This is a genomic window from Andreprevotia lacus DSM 23236 (genome assembly GCF_900176275.1).
GTDB lineage: Bacteria > Pseudomonadota > Gammaproteobacteria > Burkholderiales > Chitinibacteraceae > Andreprevotia > Andreprevotia lacus.
This window is the reverse complement of sequence record NZ_FWXD01000032.1, coordinates 1-26,628: the sequence shown is the minus strand read 5'-3', so window position 1 is coordinate 26,628 and position 26,628 is coordinate 1. Positions and strand designations below refer to the sequence as shown.

17 protein-coding genes are annotated in these 26,628 nt (G+C 63.5%); 8 read left to right on the top strand and 9 right to left on the bottom strand.

Annotated elements, in window-relative coordinates:
* Nucleotides 1-39 precede the first annotated feature (39 nt).
* From B9A19_RS18645 to B9A19_RS18610, 8 genes are all read right to left on the bottom strand, one after another.
* Nucleotides 40-1,161 (bottom strand): DegT/DnrJ/EryC1/StrS family aminotransferase, encoded by a 1,122-nt coding sequence (locus B9A19_RS18645; protein WP_084092672.1) that lies wholly within the window; start codon nt 1,159-1,161, stop codon nt 40-42.
* Between the two features lie 9 nt (nt 1,162-1,170).
* On the bottom strand, nt 1,171-2,838 hold the full coding sequence (locus B9A19_RS18640) for a phospholipid carrier-dependent glycosyltransferase (RefSeq protein WP_084092671.1): 1,668 nt from the start codon (nt 2,836-2,838) through the stop codon (nt 1,171-1,173).
* Nucleotides 2,839-2,911: 73 nt separating this feature from the next.
* Complete coding sequence (locus B9A19_RS18635; RefSeq protein ID WP_084092670.1) at nt 2,912-3,553, bottom strand: Smr/MutS family protein; 642 nt, start codon at nt 3,551-3,553, stop codon at nt 2,912-2,914.
* A 121-nt stretch (nt 3,554-3,674) separates the two neighbouring features.
* Nucleotides 3,675-6,305: an alanine--tRNA ligase gene (alaS, locus tag B9A19_RS18630; protein ID WP_084092669.1), complete on the bottom strand. Its 2,631-nt coding sequence runs from the start codon at nt 6,303-6,305 to the stop codon at nt 3,675-3,677.
* 114 nt (nt 6,306-6,419) lie between these two features.
* Entirely contained in the window at nt 6,420-7,328 is a 909-nt protein-coding gene (locus tag B9A19_RS18625; RefSeq protein WP_084092668.1) for an ADP-ribosylglycohydrolase family protein, read from the bottom strand.
* Between the two features lie 17 nt (nt 7,329-7,345).
* Nucleotides 7,346-8,152, bottom strand: coding sequence for a quaternary amine ABC transporter ATP-binding protein (locus tag B9A19_RS18620; RefSeq protein ID WP_084092667.1), 807 nt, complete (start codon nt 8,150-8,152; stop codon nt 7,346-7,348).
* Nucleotides 8,139-9,005, bottom strand: a complete 867-nt coding sequence (locus B9A19_RS18615) for an ABC transporter permease (RefSeq protein WP_084092666.1) — start codon at nt 9,003-9,005, stop codon at nt 8,139-8,141. The genes B9A19_RS18620 and B9A19_RS18615 overlap by 14 nt, the downstream gene beginning before the upstream one ends.
* 6 nt (nt 9,006-9,011) lie before the next feature.
* Nucleotides 9,012-10,043, bottom strand: a complete 1,032-nt coding sequence (locus B9A19_RS18610; RefSeq protein ID WP_084092665.1) for an ABC transporter substrate-binding protein — start codon at nt 10,041-10,043, stop codon at nt 9,012-9,014.
* 260 nt (nt 10,044-10,303) lie between these two features.
* Here B9A19_RS18610 and B9A19_RS18605 point away from each other — a divergent pair, with 260 nt between their 5' ends.
* The 8 genes from B9A19_RS18605 (at nt 10,304) to B9A19_RS18570 (ending at nt 25,766) form a co-directional block, all read left to right on the top strand.
* A complete protein-coding gene (locus tag B9A19_RS18605; protein ID WP_084092664.1) occupies nt 10,304-10,951 on the top strand; it encodes a TetR/AcrR family transcriptional regulator in 648 nt (215 codons plus the stop codon).
* A gap of 36 nt (nt 10,952-10,987) precedes the next feature.
* Nucleotides 10,988-13,444: an acyl-CoA dehydrogenase gene (locus B9A19_RS18600; RefSeq protein WP_084092663.1), complete on the top strand. Its 2,457-nt coding sequence runs from the start codon at nt 10,988-10,990 to the stop codon at nt 13,442-13,444.
* Between the two features lie 167 nt (nt 13,445-13,611).
* The gene (locus tag B9A19_RS18595; protein WP_084092662.1) at nt 13,612-14,904 is read left to right on the top strand and encodes an OmpP1/FadL family transporter; all 1,293 of its coding nucleotides are present in this window, start codon (nt 13,612-13,614) and stop codon (nt 14,902-14,904) included.
* A gap of 115 nt (nt 14,905-15,019) precedes the next feature.
* Entirely contained in the window at nt 15,020-17,395 is a 2,376-nt protein-coding gene (locus B9A19_RS18590; RefSeq protein ID WP_084092661.1) for a 3-hydroxyacyl-CoA dehydrogenase/enoyl-CoA hydratase family protein, read from the top strand.
* Between the two features lie 186 nt (nt 17,396-17,581).
* Entirely contained in the window at nt 17,582-18,787 is a 1,206-nt protein-coding gene (locus B9A19_RS18585) for an acetyl-CoA C-acyltransferase (RefSeq protein WP_084092660.1), read from the top strand.
* A 65-nt stretch (nt 18,788-18,852) separates the two neighbouring features.
* The gene (locus B9A19_RS18580; RefSeq protein WP_084092659.1) at nt 18,853-19,425 is read left to right on the top strand and encodes a chalcone isomerase family protein; all 573 of its coding nucleotides are present in this window, start codon (nt 18,853-18,855) and stop codon (nt 19,423-19,425) included.
* A 732-nt stretch (nt 19,426-20,157) separates the two neighbouring features.
* A complete protein-coding gene (locus B9A19_RS18575; protein WP_084092658.1) occupies nt 20,158-21,915 on the top strand; it encodes an autotransporter assembly complex protein TamA in 1,758 nt (585 codons plus the stop codon).
* Nucleotides 21,915-25,766 carry a translocation/assembly module TamB domain-containing protein gene (locus B9A19_RS18570; protein ID WP_084092657.1) on the top strand — a complete coding sequence of 1,284 codons (3,852 nt, stop codon included), beginning with the start codon at nt 21,915-21,917 and terminating at the stop codon, nt 25,764-25,766. Before B9A19_RS18575 ends, B9A19_RS18570 begins: the two co-directional genes overlap by 1 nt.
* 313 nt (nt 25,767-26,079) lie before the next feature.
* On the opposite strand, the gene B9A19_RS18565 is transcribed toward B9A19_RS18570, so the two are convergent.
* Nucleotides 26,080-26,628: transposase (locus B9A19_RS18565; protein WP_139798975.1), on the bottom strand; the 549-nt coding region annotated here is incomplete at its 5' end.

The window sequence follows — 26,628 nt, the reverse complement described above, 5'->3', positions numbered from 1 at the left end:
CCGGGCGGATGGCACCGGCGGCACGGGTTCAACGGTGTGTTATTTCAGCGCCTGCAGCAGCACGGCCTGCAGCGCTGCGCAGACGCGATCAACGTCGCTGTCCTGCATGGCCGGGAACAGCGGCAGCGTGATGGTGCTGGCACCGGCGCGCTCGGCATGCGGATACATGCCTTCTTTGTAGCCCAGCGCGCGGTAGTAGCTGAACAGATGCAGTACCGGGTAGTGCACGCCGATGCCGATGCCGTGTTCCTTCATCCTGGCGATGAACTCGGGGCGGCTGATGTTCAGGCGATCCAGCGGCAGCAGCGGCTGGAACATGTGCCAGTTCGATTCGTCCGAGGTTGGCGGCAGGTCCAGGCCCAGTGCCGGGTCCAGCAGGTCGAAATAGCGCTGCGCCAGCACCTTGCGGCGCGCGTTGAACGCATCGATGTGTTTGAGCTGGCCCAGGCCGATGGCTGCGGCCACGTCGGTGAGGTTGTACTTGCCACCGGGCAGGTCCACGTCCATGGTGCCGTCGGGAAAGCGCGTGACGCCCTGCAAACGCCATTTTTCGAACTGGCGTGCTTCCTCGGCGTTGTTCATCACCAGCGCACCGCCTTCGGTGGTGGTCATGTTCTTGTTGGCGTGGAAGGAGATCGAGCACAGATCGCCAAAGCTGCCGATGCGGCGGCCCTGCCAGGTGCTGCCCTGCGACTGGGCTGCGTCTTCGATCACGCGCAGATTGTATTTGGCGGCAATGGCGTAGAGGCGGTCACGATCCACCGGCAGGCCGGCCAGATCGACCGGGATGACGGCGCGGGTGCGCGAGGTGATGGCCGCTTCCAGCGCATCGAGGTCGATATTGCGCGTGACCGGGTCGATATCCACCAGCACCGGTTTGCCGCCGGCATTGATGACGACGTTGGTGGTGGCCACCCAGGTCAGCGGGGTGGTAATGACTTCGTCGCCGGGGCGCAGGTCGATCAGGCGCAGCGCGATTTCCAGCGCGCCGGTGGCCGAGTTGACCACGCGCACCGGCCGGCCGCCGAAGTAGTCGGACAGCGCAGCTTCGAAGGCGGCAACCTTGGGGCCAGAGGTGATCCAGCCGCTGCGCAGCACATTGCCCACATCGGCAATGGTGTCTTCGTCGATGCTCGGGCGGGTAAAGGGCAGGAAATCCATCGTCGTTCCTCAGGGTTTGGCCACGACCAGACGCTTGGCGTCATCCGGGCTGCTGTACAGAATCTGCATGATCAAGCCACGCGCTTTCAGGGCTTCGTAGCTGTCTTGTTCCAGCACGGCCACCGGGGCAGCTTCGTTGTTCCAGCGCTGGATGAAGGTATCGAAATCGATGAACTTGTCCGGCTCGACCTGTTGGCCCAGTGCGAACTCATCGACGTATTCGACAAACTGCAGCTTGCGCTTCAGGTAGAAGGGCAGGGTCTGGTCGTAGGAGCGCACGGTATAGAGCGTGTTTTTGTCGCTCAAATGCGGCAGCACCCGCTCGGCCAGTGCAGCGCTGGATTTGCGTACTGCATAAACATCATGGCCCACCATGGGGATCTGGCCGGCAATCAAGCCGGAGAGCGCCAGCGTGGCAATTGCCGCGCCGTTGCCGAATTTGCGGTACAGCAAGGTGGAGATGGCGGCCGCCAGCAAGAACACCGCCCCGGTGGCGTACAGCCAGGTTGCGTATTGCGCATCGCCGCCGGCACCGGCATCGTCCTGCGCGCGCGCCGCGACAAAGGGCGCGGCGATCAGCACGATCACGCCACTCACGGCCAGTGTGCCCATCAAACCGTAAATGGTCTTGCGGCCCAATTTGGGCAGCAACGGCGCTGCCAGCATGGCCAGCGCCGGGAACATCGGCAGGATGTAGGACGGCAGCTTGGAGCTGGAGGCGGAGAAGAACAGGAAAATGAACGCGGCCCAGGCAAACAGGAAACGCTGCGGCTGGAAGCGCACGCTCGTGTCCTTGCGCCAGCCCTGGCGCGCCACGGCAGGCAGCAGCGCCGTCCACGGCAGCAGGCCGGCCAGCAGGATGGGAATGAAGTAATACCAGGCACCCAGCCGGCGCGCCTGATCGGTGGCATAGCGCTGGAAATGCTCGTGAATGAAGAAGAACTGCGCAAACTCGGGGTTGCGCATCGACACCAGCACGAACCACGGCGCGGTAATGGCGAGGAACAGCGCGATGCCCTTGGCAAAGTGCATGCGTACCCACACCTGCCAGTCGCGCGTCCACAGCGTATAGAAGAACAGCGCTGCACCAGGGATGACCAGGCCGATCAAGCCCTTGGATAGCGTGGCCAGCGCCATCGCCGCCCAGGCCGCCAGCATGGCGTTGCGGTTTTCGCTGGGGCTGGCGTCGTCTTGCTGACCCCAGATGAAGCCGCACAGCGCCATGGTAAGGAAGGCCGATACGCCCATGTCCAGCGTCAGGAAGTGGCCATTGCCTATCCACCACACGCAACTGCCCAGCAGCGCGGCGCCACTCCAGGCGATGGCCTCGCCATCCGGGTCGCGCCGGTACAGGCGGCGCAGCGTGGCAAACACCACCAGTACGGCGGCAAAGCCGGTCAGCGCCGGCCACAGGCGGGCGCTGAATTCAGATTCGCCCAGGACCTCGAAGCTGGCCGCCGTCATCCAGTATTGCAGTGCGGGCTTTTCGAAATACTTCACGCCGTTCAGGCGCGGCGTGGTCCAGTCACCGGTCACCACCATCTCGCGTGCAATCTCGGCGTAGCGGCCTTCGTCCGGGGTGATCAGCTTGCGGTAGCCGAGCGTGCCGAACCAGAGTACGGCAAACAGCAACAGGGCCACCCAACGGGCCCAGCGGGACGAAGCAATCGATTGCATGCGTGAAAGGGGGAAGTTACAAAATCATGCAATTGTACTGGACTGGTGCATCGCCTGTCCGGGCAGGCAACGATTACTTTTCACGCCAGCCCTTGAGCAACACCAGCACCGCGCCTGCGCCGCCATCCACCGCGCGCGCCTGCGCAAAGGCCAGCACCTCGTCACGCTGCGCCAGCCAGTTTTTCAGCTTGAGCTTGAGCACCGGCTGCTTGTGCTTGGAGCCCAATCCTTTGCCGTGAATGATGCGCACGCAACGCTTGTTGTGCATCTTGCAATGATGCAGGAACTCGGACACCGCCAGCCGGCCACTTTCCGACGTATGCCCGTGCAGATCGAGCTGCGCCTGCACCACCCACTCGCCCCGGCGCAGCTTGCGCAGGGTATCGAGCTTCATGCCCGGCCGCAGGTAGAGCAGTTCCTCGCCGCTTTCCAGTTCATCCCATGGCCAGAAATCGCTCATTGCGTCGGCCATCACCTGCGCCTCGTCATGCCAGCGCTGCAGCGGCCACGGGCTGGGCTTCTTGGCGACATGATGGTAATGATCATCGACAAAACGCCGCACGCCTTCGGTCGCCAGCAGGAACAACTCGTGATCGCTGGGCGGCGGTGGGGCAGGGGGTGCCACCGGCTTGGGCGGTGGTGCTGCCGCCTTGAGTGCCTTGTGCAGCGGTTTGAGCTGCAGGTAGAACGGGCTCGACTTGTCGGGCTTTTTCATGGCGCAGCGCTGAATGAATATACGGAATTGGGCGGCATCACTTTACCGGGCATGGCAGCGTGTGGCGATCTGCCAATAAAAACACCCGCCGCAGCGGGTGTTTTTATTGGGCAGGGAGAGATTACAGCTTCTCGCCCAGCCATCCCGCCACGCCTTGCAGCGCTGCCGGCAGGTTTTCCGGCTGGGTGCCGCCGGCCTGCGCCATGTCCGGGCGGCCGCCGCCCTTGCCGCCGACTTGCTGGGCAACGAAGTTGACCAGTTCACCGGCCTTGACCTTGCCGGTCAGGTCCTTGGCCACGCGGGCGATGATGCTGGCCTTGCCGTCGCCATTGCTGGCGAGTACGGCAATGCCGTTGCCCAGGCGGTCCATCAGCTTGTCGCTCATGTCGCGCACGGTGGCGCCGTCCAGCCCTTCCAGCAGTGCGATCACGACATTGGTGCCGTTCACTGCAACCTGCTTGGCCAGCAGGTCGTCCACCTGGCCCAGTGCCAGCTGGCCCTTGAGCGACTGGGCTTCCTTCTGCGCGGCCTTGAGTTCGGCTTGCAGCTTTTCCAGCTTGTTCAGCAGGTCGCCCGGCTGTGCCTGTGCCAGCTCGGTAGCTGCCTTGAGTTCGGCTTCCTGCGCCTGCACCAGTGCCAGTGCGCCTTCTCCGGTGGTGGCTTCAACGCGGCGGATGCCGGCAGCGACGCCACCTTCGGTAATGATCTTGAACAGGCCGATGTCGCCGGTGCGGCCCACGTGGGTGCCGCCGCACAGTTCGGTCGAGAAATCGCCCATCTTCAGCACGCGCACTTCGTCGCCGTACTTTTCGCCGAACAGCGCCATCGCGCCGGCCTTGATGGCGTCGTCGTAGCTCATCAGGCCCACGTCAACTGCGTAGTTCTGCATCACCACATGGTTGACCACGGCTTCGATCTTGCCGATTTCTTCAGCAGTCAGCGCCTTGGGGTGGCTGAAGTCGAAACGGGTGCGGTCGGCGTTGACCAGCGAGCCCTTCTGCTCGACGTGGGTGCCCAGCACCTCGCGCAGCGCGGCGTGCAGCAAGTGCGTGGCCGAGTGGTTGCGCTGGGTGGCGGTGCGCTTGTGCAGGTCGATGGTGGCGCTGACCGCATCGCCCACCTTGAGACTGCCGCTGGCCAGCCGGCCCTGATGGCCGAATACGTCGCTCTTTACCTTTTGCGTGTCGGTCACGTCGAACAGCGCTGCCACGCCGCCGGCAGCGGCGATGGTGCCCACGTCACCCACCTGGCCGCCGGATTCGGCGTAGAACGGGGTGTGATCGAGCACGACCACGCCTTCGTCGCCAGCGCTCAGTTGCTGCACTTGCTCGCTGCCCTTGTAGAGCGCGATCACCGTGGCATCACGGCTGGATTCGCTGTAGCCGTGGAAGCAGCTGGCGGCGCCGTCGTAGGCCAGACCGGCGGTCATCTTGAAGGTGCCAGCCGCACGGCCGCGCTCCTGTTCTTCTTTCAATTCGCGCTCGTAGCCGGCCATGTCCAGCTCCAGCTCGCGCTCACGGCAGATGTCGGCGGTCAGGTCGATCGGGAAGCCGTAGGTGCTGTGCAGCGTGAACGCGGTCTTGCCGTCCAGTACCTTCTTGCCGCCTTCAAGCGACTTTTCCAGCAGCGCCATGCCGATATCCAGCGTGCGGGCGAATTGTTCTTCTTCCAGGCGCAGTGCATCTTCGATGCGGGCCTGGCCTTCGCGCAGCTGCGGATAGGCGTCGCCCATCAGCACGGCCAGATCGGCCACCAGCTTGTGGAAGAACACACCCTTCTGGCCCAGCTTGTAGCCGTGGCGCACCGCGCGGCGCACGATGCGGCGCAGCACATAGCCACGGCCTTCGTTGGACGGCAGCACGCCATCGGCCACGAGGAAGGCACAGGCACGGATATGGTCGGCAATCACCTTGAGCGACGGCACGTCCTGGCTGTAGGCCACGCTGGTTTCACGTGCGGCAGCCTTGACCAGACCGGCGAGGATGTCGGTTTCGTAGTTGGACTTTACGCCCTGCAGCACGGTGGACAGGCGTTCCAGACCCATGCCGGTATCGACCGACGGCTTGGGCAGCGGGTGCAGCGTGCCGGTTTCGTCCCGGTTGAACTGCATGAACACGTTGTTCCAGATTTCCATGTAGCGGTCGCCGTCTTCATCCGGGCTGCCCGGGGGGCCGCCAGCCACGGACGGGCCGTGGTCGAAGAAGATTTCGGTGCAGGGGCCGCAAGGGCCGGTGTCGCCCATGGTCCAGAAGTTGTCCGATGCATACGGCGCACCCTTGTTGTCGCCAATGCGCACGATCTTGTCGGCCGGCACGCCCATTTCCTTGTGCCAGATGTCGTACGCTTCGTCGTCCGAGGCGTAGACGGTGACCATCAGCTTGTCCTTGGGCAGCTGCAGCCATTGGTCACCGGTGAGGAATTCCCAGGCAAAGGTGATGGCATCGCGCTTGAAGTAGTCGCCAAAGCTGAAGTTGCCCAGCATCTCGAAGAACGTGTGGTGGCGCGCGGTGTAGCCGACGTTTTCAAGGTCGTTGTGCTTGCCGCCGGCGCGCAGGCATTTCTGGCTGGTGGCCGCGCGGGTGTAGCTGCGCTTGTCGAAGCCGAGGAAGCAGTCCTTGAACTGCACCATGCCGGCCACGGTGAACATGATGGTCGGGTCATTGCCCGGAATCAGCGAGCTGGAAGACACCACCTGGTGGTTCTTCGAAGCAAAGAAATCAAGGAACTTCTGGCGAATCTCGGTGGATTTCATGGTGTAGTCACACGCACAGACTGAATACGAAACCGGTAATTCTAAAGGAAATGAAGTGCTTGCGGGGGCGCGGGCGATGCAAGCCGGCAGCAATCGGCGGCCGGTGGGGCCGGCTCAGCGCTGTTGCGCGTGCCGGTGCAGCGCCAGTGCGGCGGCGCGCAGCCTTGCTTCCTGCTCCAGCGGGTGTTGCGGCAGCGCGGCGGCACCGTTGCGGGTACCCCACAAGGTGCCGGCCATGGCGGCTATGGTATCGACATCGCCACCCAGCTTGATGGTGAATGACATCAGCGTGTCGAACGGTTGATCAAGGTGGCGCAAGGCCAGATAAATCGCCGTCACGCACGAGGTCGGCGCAGTCATGCCGTTGCCCAGTTGCCGGGCGACGTCGCGCGCATGCGGCCCGGCATCGCCGGCAAGCCAATCGCGGGCGATGGTCAGCTTCGCGGCGTAGGGCGCCTGGTCGCCTTGTTGCAGCAGGGCCGTCATCACCTCAAGTGCATCTGCATCACGTAGCAGCAAATGCGTTGCCGTGGCGATCAATTGCGCGCCGGCAATGCCGTGCGGGTGGGCGTGGGTAATGACGGCGGATGCCGCAACCTGTGCGGGCAGGGTGTCGAGCGGACCGGTGTGGAACAACGGCAGCACCGAGGCACGCATGGCCGCGCCGTTGCCGAACGAACCCGTGGGGTAAATGGCCGTGGTGGCCGCGGACCAGTGCTCGCCCCGGCGAATGCGCTTGAGCAGCCGGGCGGTGCTCGGCCCGTAGCCGCGTTGCCAGCGGTAGCTGGCGGCAAAGCGCTGTGCCAGATCATCCTGATCGAGCTGGCCGCACGCCAGCAGCGATTCGGCCAGGTCCAGCGTCATTTGCGTGTCGTCGCTCCAGCGCGGCAGGCCGTCGCGGGTGCGGCCGATCAGGCGCCACAGGGTGCGTTCCAGCGGGCCACCCTCGTAAGGGGCGCCCAGCGTGTCGCCCATGGCAAGGCCGAGCACACAGCCCAGGTAACGGTCTTCGGAAACGGTCATGAATGAACTTTGAGGGGCTAAGATTGTACTGCCACGAAGCGGGCCACGTATTCGTCTGCCGGGCGGGTGCGAAGTTCCTCCGGCGTACCCTGTTGCACCAGCCTGCCGTCGCGCAGCAGCGCGATGCGGTGACCCAGGCGGAAGGCTTCGTCTACATCGTGGGTGATGAAGACGATGGTTTTCTGCAACTCGCCCTGTAGTGCCAGCAGCAGTTGCTGCATGTCGCGGCGGATCAGCGGGTCGAGTGCGGAGAAGGGCTCGTCCATCAGCAGGATGTCGCTGTCCATGGCCAGCGCGCGGGCAAGGCCGACACGCTGGCGCATGCCGCCGGACAGCGCGTGCGGATAGCGCTGGGCATCGCCAGCCAGCCCGACTCGCTCTAGCCAGTGCCGCGCCTGTGCGTGGGCGTCGGCCTTGCACTCGCCGCGCGTGAGCAGGCCGTAGGCGACGTTGTCCAGCACGTTGCGGTGCGGCAGCAGGCCAAAGCCCTGGAACACCATGCTGACGGTGCGGCGACGCAACTGGCGCAGGCCGGCGGCATCGAGCTGCAGGATGTCGCGCCCGTTGATCAATACCTGGCCGGCGCTGGGGTCGATCAGCCGGTTGAAATGCCGCACCAGGGTGGATTTGCCCGAGCCGGACAGGCCCATCACCACCTGCGTCTGCGCCGGGGCGATGGCCAGGCTGATGTCGATCAGCCCCACCTGTGCGCCGGTATCGCGTTGCACGCTGGCCTTGTCAGCCCCCTGCTGCAGCAGGCGCAGCGCGGCGGCCTCGTTACCGCCGTATACCTTGTAGACGTTGCGGGCTTCAATGTGGCTCATGGTTGCCCCGTTGCGGTCGGCGCGGCCGGCCCCAGCCCTGCGTGATGCGGTCGATGACGATGGCCAGCAGCACGATGGCAAGGCCGGCCTGCAGACCTCGCCCCACATCCAGTGTCTGGATGCCGGCCAGCACGTCCTCGCCCAGCCCGCGCGCGCCGATCATTGAGGCGATCACCACCATGGCCAGCGCCATCATCACCGTCTGGTTCAGCCCGGCCATGATGCTGGGCAGCGCCAGCGGCAGCTGCACGCCGATCAACAACTGCCAGCGTGTGGTGCCGAACGACCATGCGGCCTCGGCCACGTCGTGATCGACCTGGCGTATGCCCAGCTCGGTCAGCCGGATCAGCGGGCACACCGCATAGACGACGGTGGCCAGGATGGCCGGCACCTTGCCCAGCCCGAACAGCATCACGGCCGGGATCAGGTAAACGAAGGTGGGTAGCGTCTGCATCACGTCCAGCACCGGCAGCGCCCAGCGGCGCAAGCGCGGCAGCCGGGCCAGCAGCACGCCGGCCGGCAGGCCGATCAGCACCGCCAGCACGGTGGACACCAGCACCAGCGCCAGTGTCTGCATCAGCATGTCCCACAGGCCGAAGCAGCCGATCAGGTAGAGCGCGCCGGTCAGCCAGGCCGCGTGTGTAAGGCGGCGTGTGGCGTGCCAGGCCAGCAGTGCAATCAGCAGCAGGATCAGCGCGGGCGGGGCGCCGCGCAGCAGTTTTTCCAGCGGCAGCAACGCGCCCTGCAGGATGGCCTCGTTGACGAGGTGCAGCGCATTGCCAAAGCGCAACACCAGTTGCTCCAGCGCGTGGTTGACCGGTTCCTTGATCGAGATGGGCAGGAAAAATGCCATGCCCGCTTATTGGGCCTGCTTGATGCGCGCTGCCACGTCGGCCGGCAGCCAGTTGTGCCAGATTTTCGGTTGCTGGGCGAAAAACAGCTTGGCCTCGGCTGCGGCATCGAGCTTGTTGTCGGCCATGTGCGCCAAGGCGCGGTTAAGCACATTGATCGGCACGTTGAAGCGGCTGAAGAACGCCACCAGCGCCGGGTCGGCATCGGCCAGCGGTTTGGACAGCGCAGTCTGTATCAGCGCTTCCGGCGCGGCCGAGCCGCAGGGCTTGGGGTGATCCTTGTTGGCCAGCGTCTTGAAGCAGGCTTCGTTGTAGGCTGGCTCCTGCAACTTGATGAAGCGGTACTTGCCCATCAACGCTGTCGGCGCCCAGTAATAGAACAGGATGGGCTTGCCGCGCTGATAGGCCGAGCTGATTTCGGCATCCAGCGCCGCGCCAGTACCGGGGCGGAAGTTCACATAGCTGTTCTGCAGGCCGTAGGCCTTGAGCTTCTGGCTGTTCACGCCCTCGCAGGTCCAGCCGGTGGGGCAGTTCAGGAAGCGGCCCCTGGCTGGTTCTTCTTCATCCTTGAACAGGGCGGTGTAGGCGGGTAGATCGGCCACGCTGTTCAGCCTGGGGGCGGCAGCGGCAATGCCGCGCTTGCTGTCGCCCTTGATCACGTAGTCCGGCACATACCAGCCCTCGGTCGCACCGACGATGACCTTGCCGGCTACTTTGACCTTGCCCTCGGCCGCAGCCTTGTTCCATGCCTCGCTACGGCCCACCCATTCTTCGGCAATCACCTGGATGTCGTTGCTGGCAAGCGCGGTTTCCAGTGTCACCGTGGTGCCGGGCACGATCTCGGTCTGGCAGCCATAGCCTTGCTCCAGCACGGTCTTGATCAGCTCGGTGAGCAGGGCGCCGCTTTCCCAGTTGAGGCCGGCCAGCTTCACCGGTTTGCCCGCCTTGCACCAGGGGGCGTCGGCGGCGCCGGCGGTGCCGGCGCAGGCCAGCAGCAGGCTGAACAGGGTAATGGGCAGGCTGGTCGGCAGATACTTCATCGGGCGGGCTCCATGCATGGGTTGTGCTTGCTCCTTTCTAGAGCATGCAGGCGCTTTGTGCCGCCGATGTGACAGCCTTGCCCGGCCGGATTCCGTTGTGAAACGGCGGGCGAAGCAGCGTTTTTGGTGCAAAAACCGATGAATTGCACTTATCCGGGTCAACACCTACTTGACGCTTGTAATCGCGCTGCTATAGTTTCAAACACACGTTTGAATGAAACGGGCGACGACTACAGGTCGGCAGCACGACGGAGAGCAAAATGGCGGAATCTGCCAAGGCACAGGAAACATCGGTACGCATACTGGATGCGGCCGAAATCCTGTTTGTTGAACACGGCTTCGACGGTACGTCGATGCGGCTGATCACGCAATCGGCGGCGGTGAACATCGCTGCGGTCAACTATTACTTCGGCTCCAAGGACGGGCTGTACCGCGCGGTATTCGAGCGCCGGGCAGAACCGTTTGCACGGCTGACCATTGCCAATATCGATGCGCTGGAGCGCAGCAAACCCGCTCCGCTTGCCGATGACATCGTCAGCGCTTTCATCCAGTCCGCGCTACAACTGGGCGCCGACCCGGAATATGGCGGCCTGACCTTTGTGCGCCTGCTGGCCCGTGCCTATGTCGAGCCACATCCCATTCTGAAAGAAAGCATGCCGCGCCGCTATGGCGAAGTGGTACGCCGCTACGCCGGTGCGCTGCAAAAGGCACTGCCGCACCTGACCGAAAACGAAGTGCACTGGCGCTTCCATTTCCTGACCAGCGCCATGTTCAGCGCCTTTGCCGGCAACAACGTGCTGCGCCTGTTCATGGAGCAACCCAAAACCAACGCGCGTGACCCGCAACTGGTCGCCCGCATGCTGTTGCCATTCCTGGTTGCCGGCCTTGTTGCGCCGGCAGCGAACTGAATTCCTGCGATTTGATTCCTTGAGGGGGAGAACGCAATGTCTGTGTTGATCTGTCTGGCGGCAATTGTCGTCGCTGTACTGGTGCTGGCTTATCTGCGTGCACCGCTGTGGCTGTCATCGCTGGTCGCGCTGGCCGGTACCGGTTTTGGTGTCTATGGCCGTGGTGCGCATATCGGCTGGCTGGTGGGCGTGGCCGTCGTGCTGGCCATCCTCAATTTCAAACCGCTGCGCCGCGCGCTGATTACCGGCCCGCTGTTCGGAATTTTCAAGAAAATCACCCCGCCGATGTCGCAGACCGAGCAGGAAGCGGTCGATGCCGGCACCGTGTGGTGGGATCGTGATCTGTTCTCCGGCAAGCCGGATTTCGCCAAGCTGCACAGCTATCCGGCGCCCAAGCTGTCTGCCGAGGAAGAAGCTTTCCTGAATGGTCCGACCGAGCAACTGTGCGCCATGCTCGACGACTGGAAGATTACCACCGAGACCAAGGACCTGCCGCCGGAAGTATGGCAGTTCATCAAGGATCAGGGCTTCCTGGGCATGATCATCAAGCGTGAATACGGCGGCAAGGAGTTCTCCAACTACGCCCATGCCCGCGTCGTAACCAAGATCGCTACCCGCTCGGGTTCGGCTGCCGTCACCGTGATGGTGCCCAACTCGCTCGGCCCGGGCGAGCTGCTGCAGCACTATGGCACCGAGGCGCAAAAGAACTACTATCTGCCGCGTCTGGCCAAGGGTGTCGATATCCCGTGTTTTGCGCTGACCAGCCCCGAGGCCGGTTCTGATGCCGGCGGCATCCCGGACTTCGGCGTGGTGGCGCGCGGCAGCTATACCGACCCGCTGACTGGTGAGCATCACGATAACGTGCTGGGTATCCGCCTGTCGTGGGAAAAGCGCTACATCACCCTGGGCCCGGTTGCCACCGTGCTGGGCATGGCGTTCAAGCTGTACGACCCGGAACACCTGATTGGTGAGAAGGACGACATCGGCATCACCTGCGCGCTGATTCCAACCAATCACGAGGGGGTGAACATCGGCCGTCGCCATTATCCGGGCACCGCCGTATTCATGAACGGCCCGAACTGGGGCAAGGACGTGTTCATCCCGATGGACTGGGTGATTGGTGGCGCAAGCTACGTCGGCCAGGGCTGGCGCATGCTGGTCGAGTGTCTGTCGGTGGGCCGCTGCATCTCGCTGCCGGCGATGTCGGTGGCCTCGGGCAAGGTGGCTTCGTTCACCACGGGCGCTTATGCCCGCATCCGTAACCAGTTTGGTCTGGCCATCGGCCGCTTCGAGGGCGTGGATGAAGCGCTGGGCCGCATTGGCGGCATGGCGTACCAGATGGATGCTGCGCAGCGCCTGGCGCTGACCGGCCTCGACATGGGCGAGAAGCCGTCGGTGCTGTCGGGCATCCTCAAATATCACAACACCGAGCGCATGCGCAAAGTGCTGAACGATGCGATGGACGTGCACGCCGGCAAGGCGGTCTGTATCGGTCCGCGCAACTATCTGGCCTCGGGCTATGGCGCGATTCCGGTCGCCATCACCGTCGAAGGCGCCAACATCCTTACCCGCAGCATGATCATCTACGGTCAGGGTGCCATCCGCTGCCATCCCTTCGTGCTGAAGGAAATGCGCGCGGCCATGGCCAACGATGCGGTAGCGTTCGACGACGCCGTGATCGGCCACATGGGTTTCACCATTTCCAACAAGGCACGCGCCTTCGTGATGGGCCTGACCGGCGCCCGCCTGGTTGCCGCGCCCAAGTCCGGGCCGACCGCGCAGAACTATCGCGACATCGTGCGCCTGTCCGCTGCGTTTGCCTTCCTGTCCGACATGGGCATGGCCACCCTGGGGGGCAGCCTGAAGTTCCGCGAAAAGCTGTCGGCCCGTCTGGGTGACATGCTGTCCGGCCTGTATATCGCTACCGCCGCGCTGAAGAAATTCCACGACGATGGCGAGCCGAAAGAAGACCGCCCGCTGGTGCGCTGGGCCGTTGAATCGGCACTGTACGACGTGCAGGAAGCCATGAACGGCTTCCTCAACAACCACCCCAACCGTTTCCTGGCGTGGTGCATGCGCCGCGTGGTGTTCCCGCTGGGCATGAGCCTGAAAGGCCCGGCCGACCGCGTTGGCACCCGTATTGCCCGCTCGCTGATGGAGCCGTCGCCCAGCCGTGCCCGTCTGACCGAGTTCATGTATGTGCCCAAGGACGAGAACGACGCCGTTGGTGTGCTGGAGCCGGCCATGAAGGCGGTGATCGAGACCGAAGGGCTGGAGAGCAAACTGCGCCGCGCCCAGCGCGAAGGCCAGTTGCGTGCCATTACCGCACGCGGCCGGCTGGAAGAGGCGCGTGCCAAGGGCTTCATCACCGAGGCCGAGTTCGCGGCTGTCGAACGGGCTCGCCGCCTCAAGCGCGAAGTCATTATGGTTGACGACTTTGACAAGGATCTGAAACATGCCGACCCCGAAGCGGTGCACCGCGTCGTGTTTTGAGCCAATCAAGGCACAGAACGGGTGCATCAGTAGAAACCGCACTTGTAGTCTTTAATGTGAAACTACAGGATGCTTTTTACTCACGGTTAAATCATTCGTTTGATTGAATCGAGGCTTTGAATCGTTGAATTTCAGCCGGTACAGGCTGTTTCGTGGAGAGCGCAGCAATGATGAAAAAAATCGCACGGGCAGTGCAGCTTATTGGTGCAGGCAGCATCGTGCTTGTCGCCGCTCAGGCACATGCATCGGGTTACCACTTTGGCGTACAGAGCGTCAGCTCGCAGGGCGTCGCCAATTCCAATGCGGCGGAAGCTGCCGATGCGTCGGTGGTGTTTTATAACCCCGCCGGCATTACCAATCTGGACGGCACCAACTTCAGCGGTGCGCTGATCGTGGTTGATCCGCATGTCAGCGCCAGCAACGTCAAGGCCAGCCGCACCGGCCTGCCTGCCCAGTCGTTCACCGGCGGCAACGGCGGTTCGCCGACCGAGCCGGTGGTGGTGCCGCAGATGTATCTGACCCATCAATTCAGCGACAACCTGTATGCCGGCCTGGGCCTGTTCGTGCCGTTTGGCGACAAGACCGATTGGGACAGCACGTGGGCCGGCCGCTACAACGGCATCAACCTTGAGCTGCAAACCCTGGCCATCAACCCCGAGATTGCCTACAAGATCAACGACCAGTTCTCGATCGGCGCCGGCGTGACCGCGCAATACACCGAGGCCAAGTTCAGCAAGGCCATCATCGCAGGCGTGGTGCCGGCACTGCCACCGCGCCTGATCGACGGCCAGCTCAATTACAAAGGGGATGACTGGGGGTTCGGCTTCAACTTGGGCGCGACCTGGACGGTGGACCCGACCCTGCGCTTCGGCCTGGCTTATCGTTCCAGCATCAAGCACACGCTGAGCGGCGATGCCAAGGGCAATGTGGTTGCCAGTGGCGCGCCGATTGCAGCGCTGACCGCCAACGGCACCATCGATATCGAAACGCCCGAGTCGTACTCGATCAACTTCATGAAAAAGCTGAACGATGTATGGACCATCACTGGTGACTACACCCGCACCGGCCACTCCGAGTTGCATGAAATCAAGCTCAAGCTGGCCAATGGCGCGACCGCGACAATCCCGCAGAACTGGAACGACACCAACCGCTTCTCGCTGGGCCTGCAGTACCAATACAGCGACAAGCTCAAGCTGCGCACCGGTATCGCTTTCGACCAGTCGCCGGTGCCGAGTGATGACCTGCGCATCGTCGGCCTGCCGGACAGCGATCGCACCTGGTTCTCGCTTGGCCTCAACTATGCCTTCAGCAAGGAGCTTTCCATGGATGTCGCCTACACCTATGTCGACATCAAGAATGCCAGCATGAAGACCTATGAAGAGACCAGCAAGACCACCACGACTGCTGATTTCAGCAGCTACGCCAACATCTTCGGCCTGCAGTTGAACTACAAGTTCTAAGCGGCCTCGGGGTCTGTTTGCGACTCCGGCGGAAAGGCCAGGTCGCAAGCAGACTCTCACGCAACCGGCAGGCGGCCCGCCGCCAGCCATTCACAGTGTTTTGAGAGGCAATCCAATGGCTCATTCCGCGCCAATCCGCCGTGTGGCGGTGCTGGGTGCCGGTGTGATGGGGGCGCAGATTGCAGCGCACCTCGTCAATGCCGGCATCGATACCGTGCTCTTTGACTTGCCCGCCAAGGAAGGCGATGCCAACGGCATCGTGCTCAAGGCGGTGGATAACCTGAAAAAGCTCAAGCCCGCACCGCTGATGTCGGCCATGCGTGCCGAGCTGATCCAGCCAGCCAATTACGGTAGCGACCTTGGATTGCTTGCCTCCTGCGATCTGGTGATCGAAGCGATTGCCGAACGTCTGGACTGGAAACTTGATCTCTACGCCAAGATTGCGCCGCACCTTGCGCCGCATGCGATCCTTGCCACCAATACCTCGGGCCTGTCGATCCAGAAACTGGCCGACGGCGTGCCGGATGCGCTCAAGTCCCGCTTCTGTGGCATCCACTTCTTCAACCCGCCGCGCTACATGTACCTGGTCGAGCTGATCCCGACTGCAGGCACCAGCAGCGGCGAGCTGGATGCGCTGGAAAGCTTCCTGGTTACCCGCTTGGGCAAGGGCGTGGTACGCGCCAAGGACACCCCGAACTTCATCGCCAACCGCATCGGCGTGTTCTCGATGCTGGCGACGATTCATCATGCCGAACAATTCGGCATCCGTTTCGACGTGGTCGACGACCTGACCGGCCCGCGCATGGGCCGCCCGAAATCGGCCACGTTCCGCACTGCCGACGTAGTGGGCCTCGACACCTTCGCCCACGTGGTCAAGACCATGACCGACAACCTGCCCGATGATCCGTGGCATGGTTACTACAAGAGCCCGGCCTGGCTGGCCGCGCTGATCGAGAAGGGCGCGTTGGGCCAGAAAACCCGCGCCGGCATCTACAAGAAAGACGGCAAGGCCATTTCCGTGCTCGACCCGAAAGCGGGCGAGTATGTGGAAAGCGGCCAGAAGGGCAGCGACGAAGTCAAAGCCATCCTCAAGCTGGACGACCCGGTTGCCAAGGTGAAGGCGCTGCGCGAATCGGCCCACCCCGAGGCGCAATTCCTGTGGGCCTGCCTGCGCGATGTGTGGCATTACGTCGCCACCTTGCTGCCGACCATTGCCGATTCGGCGCGTGATATCGACTTTGCCATCCGCTGGGGTTTCGGCTGGAAGCAAGGCCCGTTCGAGCTGTGGCAGGCTGCTGGCTGGCAAGCCGTGGCCGAGGCCATCAATGCCGACATCGCTGCCGGCAAGGCCATGGCCAGCACCCCGCTGCCGGCCTGGGTCGGCAAGGTGGACGGCGTGCATGCGCCGCAAGGCTCGTACAGTGCCGCGCAGGACAAGCTGATCGGCCGCTCGGCGCTGCCGGTGTATGGCCGCCAGCTCTACCCGCCGCAACTGGTCGGCGATGCCGAACCGGATTACGGTGAAACCGTATTCGAAAACGACAGCGTACGCATGTGGCTGCCGCCGGCGGCGCCGGATGTGCCGGTGCTGTCGTTCACCACCAAGGCGCATGCGATTGGCGCCAACGTGCTGGCCGGCGTGCAACAGGCGATCAAGATTGCCGAAGAGCGCTATCAGGGTCTGGTGATCTGGCATCCGGAAGCGCCGTTCTCGGTCGGCGCCGACCTGGCCAGCATGGGCCCGGCCTTCATGACCGGTGATTTCGGTGCCATCGAAACCATGGTGGCTGAATTCCAGAACACCTCGATGGCGATCAAGTACGCCAAGGTGCCGGTGGTTGGTGCCGCGCAAGGCTATGCCTTTGGCGGCGGTTGCGAATTCCTGATGCATTGCGCCCGCGTGGTGGCTGCGGTGGAAACCTATATCGGTCTGGTGGAAGTGGGCGTCGGCCTGCTGCCGGCCGGTGGTGGTTGCAAGGAATTTGCACTGCGCGCCAGCCGCGAAGCCAAGGGTGGCGACATCCTGACCGTGCTCAAGGATTACTACCTCGCCATGGCGATGGCCAAGGTCGGCACCAGTGCCGAGGAAGGCCAGCAGATCGGCTACCTGAAAGAGTCGGACGTGGTGCTGTTCAATACCAACGAGCTGCTGTTCGTGGCGCAAGCGCAAGTGCGTGCACTGGCCGCCACCGGCTACCGCGCACCGGTCAAGCCCAAGGCCTTCCCGGTGGCTGGTCGCACTGGCGCAGCCACCATCAAGGGCCAGCTGATCAACATGCTGGAAGGCGGTTTCATCTCCAAGTACGACTATCACATCGGCGTGCAGATTGCCGAGGTGGTGACGGGGGGCGATGTCGATGCCGGTACGCTGGTGAACGAGGAGTGGATCCTGCGGCTGGAGCGTGAACGGTTCATGGGCTTGCTCAAGAAGGGCAAGACGCAGGAGCGGATCATGTACATGCTGGAGAACAACAAACCACTCAGAAATTAACCATCAAGCTACTGCGGCGGCGCATGGCTGCGTCGTGCGGTGCTCGCAATCCTCATGGACCGACGTCCATTCCGGGTTGCTGTGCTCCTGCTCCTTGCCCTGCGCCGCCTCGCTACGCTTGCTGGTCAATTTCTCGCTGAACGGATAACGGCGGTCTGTCCGCCCCAAGAAAGTTAGGAGCTCACCATGAGCAAACAGATTCAGGAAGCCTACATCGTCGCTGCGACGCGCACGCCGGTGGGCAAGGCGCCGCGCGGCATGATGAAGAACGTGCGGCCGGATGATTTGCTGGCGCACGTGCTGCGCGGCGCACTGGCGCAAGTGCCCAACCTTGATCCGGCCTTGATCGAAGACGTGATCGTCGGCTGCGCGATGCCGGAAGGCGAGCAAGGCATGAACGTGGCGCGCATCGGCGCGCTGCTGGCAGGCCTGCCCAATACCGTCGGTGGCGTCACCATCAACCGTTTCTGCTCGTCCGGCGTCAACGCCGTGGCGATGGCGGCGGACAAGATACGCCTGGGCGAGGCCGACATCATGATCGGTGCCGGTACCGAGAGCATGTCCATGGTGCCCATGATGGGCAACAAGGTGGCGCTCAATGCCGACATCTTTGCCAAGGACGAGAACGTCGCCATTGCCTACGGCATGGGTCTGACGGCCGAGAAGGTTGCCAACCAGTGGAATGTCAGCCGCGAAGACCAGGACGCATTCGCGGTCGAATCGCACCGCCGTGCGCTGGCCGCCATCGAGGCCGGCCTGTTCCGCGACGAAATCACCCCGCTGGACGTGACCTACCGCGTGCCCAACCTCGCCACCGGCGAAGTCGAACACATCAAGAAAACCCTGCTGGATGACGAAGGCCCGCGCCGCGATACCAGTCTGGAGGGGCTGGCCAAACTGAAGACCGTGTTCGCCGCCAAGGGTAGCGTCACTGCCGGCAACAGCTCGCAGATGTCGGATGGCGCCGGTGCGGTGATCCTGGTGTCGGAGAAGATCCTCAAGCAATTCAACCTGACCCCGCTGGCGCGTTTCGTGACCTTCGCGGTCAAGGGTGTACCGCCTGAAATCATGGGTATCGGCCCGAAGGAAGCGATTCCGGCTGCGCTCAAGCTCGCTGGCTTGCAGCAGGATGATCTGGCCTGGATCGAGCTGAACGAAGCCTTTGCCGCGCAGGCGCTGGCGGTCAGCCGTGATCTGGGTCTCGACATGAGCCGCGTCAACCCGCAGGGCGGCGCCATTGCGCTGGGCCACCCGCTGGGCGCGACCGGTGCCATCCGTACCGCCACGCTGGTGCATGGTCTGCGCCGTGCCGGCAAGCCGGGGCAGTACGGCATGGTCACCATGTGTATCGGTACCGGCATGGGCGCGGCAGGCATCATCCAGAGCCTGTGAGCCGCACGCACGCATAAAGACAACCGCCCGCGGCTGGTCCGCGGGCTTTTTGCAAGGAGAGCCCTATGTGGACCAAGACATTGTGTGCCGGCCTGATTGCCGCCGCACTTGCGGTGCCGGCCGTGCAGGCCGCCGAGATTGCTGGTCAGAACGTGGCAGACAAGGCCGAGCTGAGCAGCCAGTCGCTGCAGCTCAACGGCGGCGGCGTACGCCGCAAGGTGGTGTTCGACGTGTATCTGGCTGTGCTGTACACGGCGGCCAAGACCAACGACGCCAACGCGGTCATCAACGCCACCACGCCGCGCCGCATCGAGCTGCGCATGCTGCGCGAGGTATCGGCCGCCAAGATGCACGAATCCTTTGTTGAAGGCATGCGCGACAACACGCCGGGCGCCGAGAAGCGCTTTGCGCCGCAACTGGATGCGCTGGACAAGCTGTTCAAGGAAGTGGCATCGGTGAACAAGGGGGACGTGATTGCGCTCGATTTCGTACCGGGGACGGGTACGCGCGTCACCGTGCGCAACAAAGCCTATCCGGTGATTGCCGGCGATGATTTCGCCAGTGCCATGCTCGCCATCTGGCTGGGCAAGGATCCGGTGCAGGACAACCTCAAGGCGGCACTGCTGGGCGGCAAGTGAGCCTCAAGGCCATCCTGACGTAGCGGGTGCGCAAGCGCAGCCTGTAACGCCCCGTGTAACACTGCTGGCGGGTTGTCGGCAGTTCCCGGCGGTCGCAATGCAAAAGGCCACGCCAATCGGCGTGGCCTTTTGCATTGGTGCATTGCGGAAAACCCGTAGTTTTCCGGTAGTAATGTTACATTTTACTTGTAGTGAAAATAAATGTTGCTGAATGTAAAAATCACGGTTTTATTGGGTTTGTTACGTAATTGTGTAGTCGTATTTGTGGAGAGTTGTGAAAATTATCGTAGTTTTTCTACATTTTCTCTTGCGTTGAATTTGTAGTTTAGGTACAGTTCGTCTTGTCGGATGCAAACCCGCACGACACATCGGGAACCAGGCCCCAGAAGGGCGGTCCACAAGGAGCAAGATCATGAACATCCTGCAAAAGATTTTTAAGAACGCTGTGCTTGCACAACGTCTGCTGGTCAAGTCGTACGGCTGGCAGTTGACTCTGGCGCGCTAAGCGCCAAACCCTGCGCTAGCGCGCAGTTTTGGCTTCACCTGCCCTCGGGCAGTTATCGACTCCTCCATCCTCTAGGCCCCGGTTGAGCAATCGAAAGATTGATCCCGGGCTTTTTTTTGTGCTTTTTTCACGTCGGCGGCGTTACTGGCGCAGATAAGCGCTTCTCCTTGCTCCACAACGCCGGCCAGTTCGGTAAAGTGACAGCTTTGTGATTTCCCCTTTCGCGCATGCGTGTTGATTGCCATCGCTTCCTGTTGTCCGTCTGCCTGGCCCTCGCGTGCGGGCTGGCGCACGCGCGCTATACGGTGACGCTGGATGCGCCGGGCGAGGTCAGCGATCTGCTGCAGCGCCACCTGGACATCTACCGCTGGCGCGACGATGCCAAGTTCGACAAGGAAGGGCTGGCGCCGCTGGTCGAGCGCATTCCCGTCGACGCAACGGCCTTGCTCAACACCGCCGGCTATTTCGCCCCCAAGGTGGTTGCCCATCTCGACAGCGGGGTGACGCCACCGCAGGTGCGCATCTTTGTCGTGCCGGGCGAGCCGACACGTTTCCGCAATGTCGATTTCAAGCTGCAAGGGGCGATCATCGACGACCCCGATCGCGAGGACAGACTGCAACAACGCATCGTCGATGCCTGGCAGATCAATCCCGGCCAGGTGTTTACCCAGTCCGGCTGGGACGACGCCAAGCGCCGTGTGCTGCAAAGCCTGCAAAACTCGCGCTATCCCGCTGCGCGGCTGGAAAAGAACGAGGTGCGCATTGATCCGGCCACTGCCAGTGCCGATGTCACGCTGGTTGCCGACAGCGGCCCGCTCTACCACTACGGCGAGATCAAGGTAGAAGGCTTGCAGCGCTACCCGGAAAAACTGGTCACCGAGCTGATCGATTTCAAGGCTGGCGATGTCTATCGCCGGCGTGACCTGCTCAACCTGCAATCACAGCTGGAAAGCCTGCCTTACTTCGGTGGCGCGGTGGTCGAGGCGCCACCCGGCGCCACTGCACCCTGGCAGACCCCGGTGACCGTGCGCGTGCAGGAGGTGCCGCTGCAGCGCATCACCGTCAGTGCCGGCTATAGCACCACGTCCGGGCCGCGCGGCACGGCAAGCTACAGCTATAACAACCTGCTCGACCGTGGTTGGGTGTTCGACGCCGTTACCGCGCTGGACCGCGATACCCAGGCGCTGGCGCTGGGGGTGTCGTTCCCTGAACGTGCCAGTGGCTATTCGCACCGGGTCTATACGGCCGTGGCACATTCGGACGTCGAAAACCTGCAGACGCAGGTGTGGAAAGTGGGCGTGAGCCGCTCGCTGACCGGCCTGACCGGCACCAACGGTATCGATCGGCAAATCGCGCTGGAATACCTGACCGAGCGGCGTGACCGTGGCGGCGAGGAAATCGACGAGCTGAACGCGCTGACCGCCAACTATCGCTGGGTGCGGCGCGATCTGGACAACCAGCGCGATCCGCATCGTGGCACGCTGTTGCAACTGGAAGTGGGCGGCGCGGTGCGCGGTGTATTGTCCGACCAGACCTTTGTGCGTGTGTACGGGCGCGGCCAGCACTATCTGCCGTTTGCCGGCAAGGGCATCCTGATCAGCCGGCTGGAGCTGGGCCAGACCATCACGCGCGAATCGACCAATGTGCCGACCGACTGGCTGTTCCGCGCCGGCGGCGCCGGCAGCGTACGCGGCTATGACTATCAGAGCCTGGGCATCCCCGGTAGCGACAATACCGTAGTGCCGGCACAGGTGATCGCCACCGCCTCGCTGGAGGCGCAATACCCGGTCTACAAGGATTGGCGCGGTGCGGTGTTCGTCGATTATGGCGATGCGGCAGCCAGCATATCGGCGCTCAAACCCGTTGCCGGTATGGGCGCGGGCGCGCGCTGGGTCAGCCCGGTGGGCGTCGTCGGCGCCGATCTGGCCTATGGCTTTGACCGCAAGCAGGTGCGCTTCTATTTCAGCCTGGGGATGGCGTTCTGATGAGCGACGTACCAGTCAGCGATATCCAGGCACAGCCAGCCAAACCGCGCCGCCGCTGGCGCAATGCGTTGCGCTGGCTGGTGTATGGCACGCTGTTGCTGGTGGCCGTGCTCGCGCTGGCCGGCTATTTCGGCATGCGCTGGCTGGACGGGCCGACCGGCCGTGCCTGGCTGATTGCCAAACTCAACGCCACGGGCGTGGTCAAGGTGGAGCGCATCGACGGGCCGATCTGGCGGGATGTCACCGTCAGCGGCATCGAGGTCGATACCCCGGACCTGACCGCCAGGCTGGATCGCGTGCATCTGGTGTGGGAGCCGTACTCGCTGCTGGCGCGGGATTTTTCCGCCAGCCTGCTTGATGCCGGCACGCTGCAATTGTTGCTCAAGCCCGGCCCGCCGCAGAGCAAGCCGACGCAGGCGCCGGACAACCTCAAGCTGCCCTTGGGCATCCATATCGATGATTTGCGCCTGGCGCGGCTGAAGCTGGTCGATAGCCCGGTCGACCTGCGTGACATCCGCGTGCATCTGTCCAGCAATGGCCGTTTCCACCAGCTGGAAGTCAAACAGCTGCTGGCGCCGCAGGGGCGCTTGAACGCGCGTTTGCAGCTGGAGGGCAAGGCGCCGTTCAAGGCGGCGGGCGATATCGCCTTCAGCGGCAAGGTCGAGGATTACCACGTTGCCGCCAGTTACACCTTGCTGGGCAACCTGCGCGATCTCTTGCTGCAGGGCAAGGTCAGCGGCGAGCGCGTGACCGGCGAGCTGGACCTGCGCCTCGATGCTTTTGCCCCGTATAGCTACAACATTCTCAAGCAGGCGCGGCTGCGCATGTCGCGCCTCAATCCGGCGGTGCTGCTGGCCGGGTTGCCGCAGGGTGACCTGAATATCCGCCTTGATCTGCAACCTGCCGGCCCGGACAGTGCGCAAGGCGCACTGGAAATCAGCAACGCCAAACCGGCGGCCATTACCCAGAACGGCTTGCCGTTCAGTCTGCTGGAGGCGGGTTTCACGGTGCGGGCCGGCCTGCTTGATCTGGCCAGCCTGGATGCCCGTCTGCTGGGCGATGGCACCCTCAGGGGCAAGGGGCGCTTCAAGGCCGACCAGCTCGATGCCCAGTTCACGCTGGGGGGCGTGGACCTGGCGCGCGTGATCCCCAGCCAGAGCCGCAGTCAGCTGGCCGGCACGGTCAAACTGTCCGGCCCGTATCAGGCGCCGAATATCGTCGCGGATTTATCCGATGCGCTGTACAAGGCGCAGTTGAAAGCCGATCTGGGCTGGCTGAACCCGGCGCGCGAGCGGCGCTTGCAGGTGCGCAAGCTGGAGCTGGCGCATGGCGCCAACAGTGCCAAGCTGGCGGGTGAATTCGGCTTCGACAAACAGGATTTCAAGGCAGAAGGGCAGTTCAGCCACTTCAACCCGGCCGATTTTCTGGCAGTGCCGGCGGGCGATCTGAATGGCCGTTTCAAGGCGGCCGGGGCGCTCAAGCCGCAATGGCAGGCGCAGCTGGATTACGATCTGGCCACCAGCCGCTACAACGGCCAGCCGCTGGCTGGCGCCGGCAAGCTCAAGCTGGCCGACCAGCGCCTGTCCGACGCGGACCTATGGCTGCGGCTGGGCGACAACCGCATCGACGCCCATGGCGCGCTGGGCAAGGATGGCGACCGGCTGCAGCTCAAGCTGGCGCTGGACAGCCTGGGTCAGCTCGGCCATGGCTTTGCCGGCCGCGTGCGCGGCGATGCACAACTGGCCGGCACGCTGGCGGCACCGCTGGTCACGGTGGATGTGAGTGCCGATACGCTGGGCACGCCGTTTGGCGTGGCGGTACTGCATGGCCGCGCGCAGGCGCAGCTTTATCCCGACCTGAACAAACCGCTGAAGCTGGATATCGCGCTGGAACGCGCCAGTGGTTTCGGTGCCGACATCAGCCAGTTGCACCTCGCCGTGGATGGCACTCGCGCGCAACACCGCATCAACCTGAATCTGGACGGGCGCTATGCCGATACCCCTGCCGCCATCACCTTGGCCGCTGCCGGTGCGCTGGCGGCCGACCAGCAATGGCGCGGTCGCATTGAGAAGCTGGAGGCCAAGGCCCCGCTGGTATTGCGCCTGCTGGCCCCGCTGGAGGCAGAATTCGGCGCGCGCGCGGTGCATCTGGCCGGTGCCGAGCTGGGCGTGGGCGACAGCCGCGTGCGGGTGGACAAGCTGGACTGGCAACCGGGCAAACTGAGCACGGCCGGCAATTTCAGCAAGCTGGTGCTGGCTGAATGGGTCAAGCTGGCCAATATCCGTAACCTGGATACCGATCTGGTGCTGTCCGGCCACTGGCAATTGCAGCAGGGCGCCACGCTGGATGGCGACATCGAGCTGGCGCGCAGCGGCGGCGATGGTGGCTGGCGCAATACCACGGGGCAACGGCAGGCATTCGGCCTCGACAAGCTCAACCTCAATATCCAGGCGCGGCAATCGCGCCTCACGCTGGCGGGGGCGCTCAGCAGCAGCCGTTTCGGCAACGTCACCCTCAGTGGCGATACCGTCATTGATGCCGCGCGCTGGCAGATTGCCAGCGGCGCAGCGCTGAACGTGCGTGCCATTGGCGATCTGCCCGATCTGGGTCGACTGGCCCCCTTGCTGGGCAGCGGCGTACAGATGGCCGGGCAAGTGCGCTTCAATCTGCAGCGCGGCGGCCCGTTCGACCAGCGCGCCAGCCTGAGCGGCACACTGGACGGCACCGGCCTGATGATCAAGGACAGCGAGACCGGCATCAACCTGAACGAAGGCTCGGTGCACATGCGGCTGCAGCCGGGCCAGGTCGTGCTCGACTCGGTCAAGTTCAAGGGCGGGCAGGGCACCTTGGCCGCCAGCGGCACGCTGGACATTGCCAGCGAAGTGCCGGTGGCCAAGGCCAGCGTGACTGCCCAGCGCCTCACCCTCATCAACAAGCCGGACATGCTGCTGGTGGTGTCGGGCAACGGGGAAGTGGGCTATGGCAAGGACGGCATCAGCGTGACCGGCCAGATGCGCGCCGACCAGGGCGATATCCAGTACCGTAGCGAGGACGTACCGCGCCTGTCCGACGATGTGGTGGTGGCCGGGCGTGAACCGGCCACCCCCAGCAGCCTGGCACTGGCCGTGCTGCAGTTCGACGTGGACTTGGGCAACAACTTCCATTTCCGCGGTTACGGGCTGGAGGCCGACCTGACCGGGCGGCTGGGTCTGCGCGCCCGCCCCAGCCAGCCGCTGGCTGCCGTGGGGCAGGTCAAGATCGCCGAGAACAGCGATAGCACCTACAAGGCCTATGGGCAAAAGCTGGATATCGAACGCGGTGTGCTCAACTTCAGCGGCCAGCTGGACAACCCCGGCCTCGACATCCTCGCCATGCGGCGCGGCCTGTCGGTGGAGGCGGGGGTATCGGTCAAGGGCACCGCCTCCAACCCACGCGTGACCCTGTATTCGGAACCCAGCGTGCCGGATAACGAAAAGCTGGCCTGGCTGCTGTTCGGCCACGGCACCGACAGCATGGACAAGGGCGATTCCGCCGTGCTGGCGCAAATCCTCAGCGGCATCCTGATGGGCGGTGACCCCAGCAAGGGGCTGGGCGATGAAATCCTCGGCGGCCTCGGCATCGACGAAGTCGGCATGGCCACCGATAAAATGGCCGACGGCACCAGCACCCAGGTGGTCTCGGTCGGCAAACGCCTCACCAAAACCGTGCGCCTGTCGCTGGAAAAGAGCCTGAACGGCCTCAAGGACGCGATCAAACTCTCGTGGCAGTTCTCCAAGCGCTGGTCACTGGTGACGCGGCTGGGTACGGATGAAAGCACGCTGGATGCGACTTATACGTTGCGGTTTGATTAGCCGCGATTTTTAGTGCGCAGAGTCAACAATGCTCAGGATAATTCTCTGAGTGGGGATTGCCGGGGCATTCGTTGTCCGGATTTTTCATGCAAGGGGAATTGATGTGAAAAATACAAGTCCTGACCCAATACTGTTTGGTTAGCCGGATTTCCGCTCCTCCCGCCCCAGCACCTGTACTGACCAGTCCCCCTGCCGCCTGCGTGGGTAGCAATGATCATGGGCCGCGTATGGCGAATTTCGCCGCTTCACCTGCCTGGGTGCACGCTGCCCCACAGTACGTACCGCCCGCAAGCGCGCACCCGCTGCCAGCCACTCACGAAACCAGCGTCTTGCGGCTGCCCGCCCTGGGGGGAAAGGCCCCGGAGCGGGGTTGGGTACGCCGCAGCAACTGCACATGTCCCACGAACGAAAGGTCATCATGACGACTGCGGTGCGCACTGGCGACCTGATGCATCAACCAGCGTACCGCATAGTGCGCCAGCACCCAGCCATAAAACTCCTGCCTGACCAGCTCAGGCGTCTTGGAGCGCAACGTCCTGCGCCCCTGCTGCAAATGGGTCTTGAGCTCATCGAACACCGCTTCAACCTGCCAGCGTGCGTGATAGCACGCTGCCAGCTCGGCTGCCGGCGCCGCTTCGGCCGACAACAGCGTCGTCATCAGGCGATAGCGTATGGCCGCGCCGTCCAGCTTGGGCAAACTGTACTCGATGACCCGCACCGGGATGCCATCCATGTCCTGCCGTCTTGCCTTGTCATCGGGATAGATCACGCTCAGGTAAGAGCCATCCGGCAAGGCCGTCACGACCGGCAGGCGGCGATTATGCGCGCAACGCCAGAGCAGATCAGCCCCGGTGGCCCGGGC

Excerpts from the sequence above, each read along its gene's own strand:
- B9A19_RS18580 (WP_084092659.1), top strand. The coding sequence starts at position 18,853 with ATGTGGACCAAGACATTGTGTGCCGGCCTGATTGCCGCCGCACTTGCG.
- B9A19_RS18620 (WP_084092667.1), bottom strand. The coding sequence starts at position 8,152 with ATGAGCCACATTGAAGCCCGCAACGTCTACAAGGTATACGGCGGTAAC.
- B9A19_RS18585 (WP_084092660.1), top strand. The coding sequence starts at position 17,582 with ATGAGCAAACAGATTCAGGAAGCCTACATCGTCGCTGCGACGCGCACG.
- B9A19_RS18595 (WP_084092662.1), top strand. The coding sequence starts at position 13,612 with ATGATGAAAAAAATCGCACGGGCAGTGCAGCTTATTGGTGCAGGCAGC.
- B9A19_RS18645 (WP_084092672.1), bottom strand. The coding sequence starts at position 1,161 with ATGGATTTCCTGCCCTTTACCCGCCCGAGCATCGACGAAGACACCATT.
- B9A19_RS18615 (WP_084092666.1), bottom strand. The coding sequence starts at position 9,005 with ATGGCATTTTTCCTGCCCATCTCGATCAAGGAACCGGTCAACCACGCG.
- B9A19_RS18570 (WP_084092657.1), top strand. The coding sequence starts at position 21,915 with ATGAGCGACGTACCAGTCAGCGATATCCAGGCACAGCCAGCCAAACCG.
- B9A19_RS18625 (WP_084092668.1), bottom strand. The coding sequence starts at position 7,328 with ATGACCGTTTCCGAAGACCGTTACCTGGGCTGTGTGCTCGGCCTTGCC.
- B9A19_RS18610 (WP_084092665.1), bottom strand. The coding sequence starts at position 10,043 with ATGAAGTATCTGCCGACCAGCCTGCCCATTACCCTGTTCAGCCTGCTG.
- B9A19_RS18605 (WP_084092664.1), top strand. The coding sequence starts at position 10,304 with ATGGCGGAATCTGCCAAGGCACAGGAAACATCGGTACGCATACTGGAT.
- B9A19_RS18600 (WP_084092663.1), top strand. The coding sequence starts at position 10,988 with ATGTCTGTGTTGATCTGTCTGGCGGCAATTGTCGTCGCTGTACTGGTG.
- alaS (WP_084092669.1), bottom strand. The coding sequence starts at position 6,305 with ATGAAATCCACCGAGATTCGCCAGAAGTTCCTTGATTTCTTTGCTTCG.
- B9A19_RS18590 (WP_084092661.1), top strand. The coding sequence starts at position 15,020 with ATGGCTCATTCCGCGCCAATCCGCCGTGTGGCGGTGCTGGGTGCCGGT.
- B9A19_RS18575 (WP_084092658.1), top strand. The coding sequence starts at position 20,158 with ATGCGTGTTGATTGCCATCGCTTCCTGTTGTCCGTCTGCCTGGCCCTC.
- B9A19_RS18640 (WP_084092671.1), bottom strand. The coding sequence starts at position 2,838 with ATGCAATCGATTGCTTCGTCCCGCTGGGCCCGTTGGGTGGCCCTGTTG.
- B9A19_RS18635 (WP_084092670.1), bottom strand. The coding sequence starts at position 3,553 with ATGAAAAAGCCCGACAAGTCGAGCCCGTTCTACCTGCAGCTCAAACCG.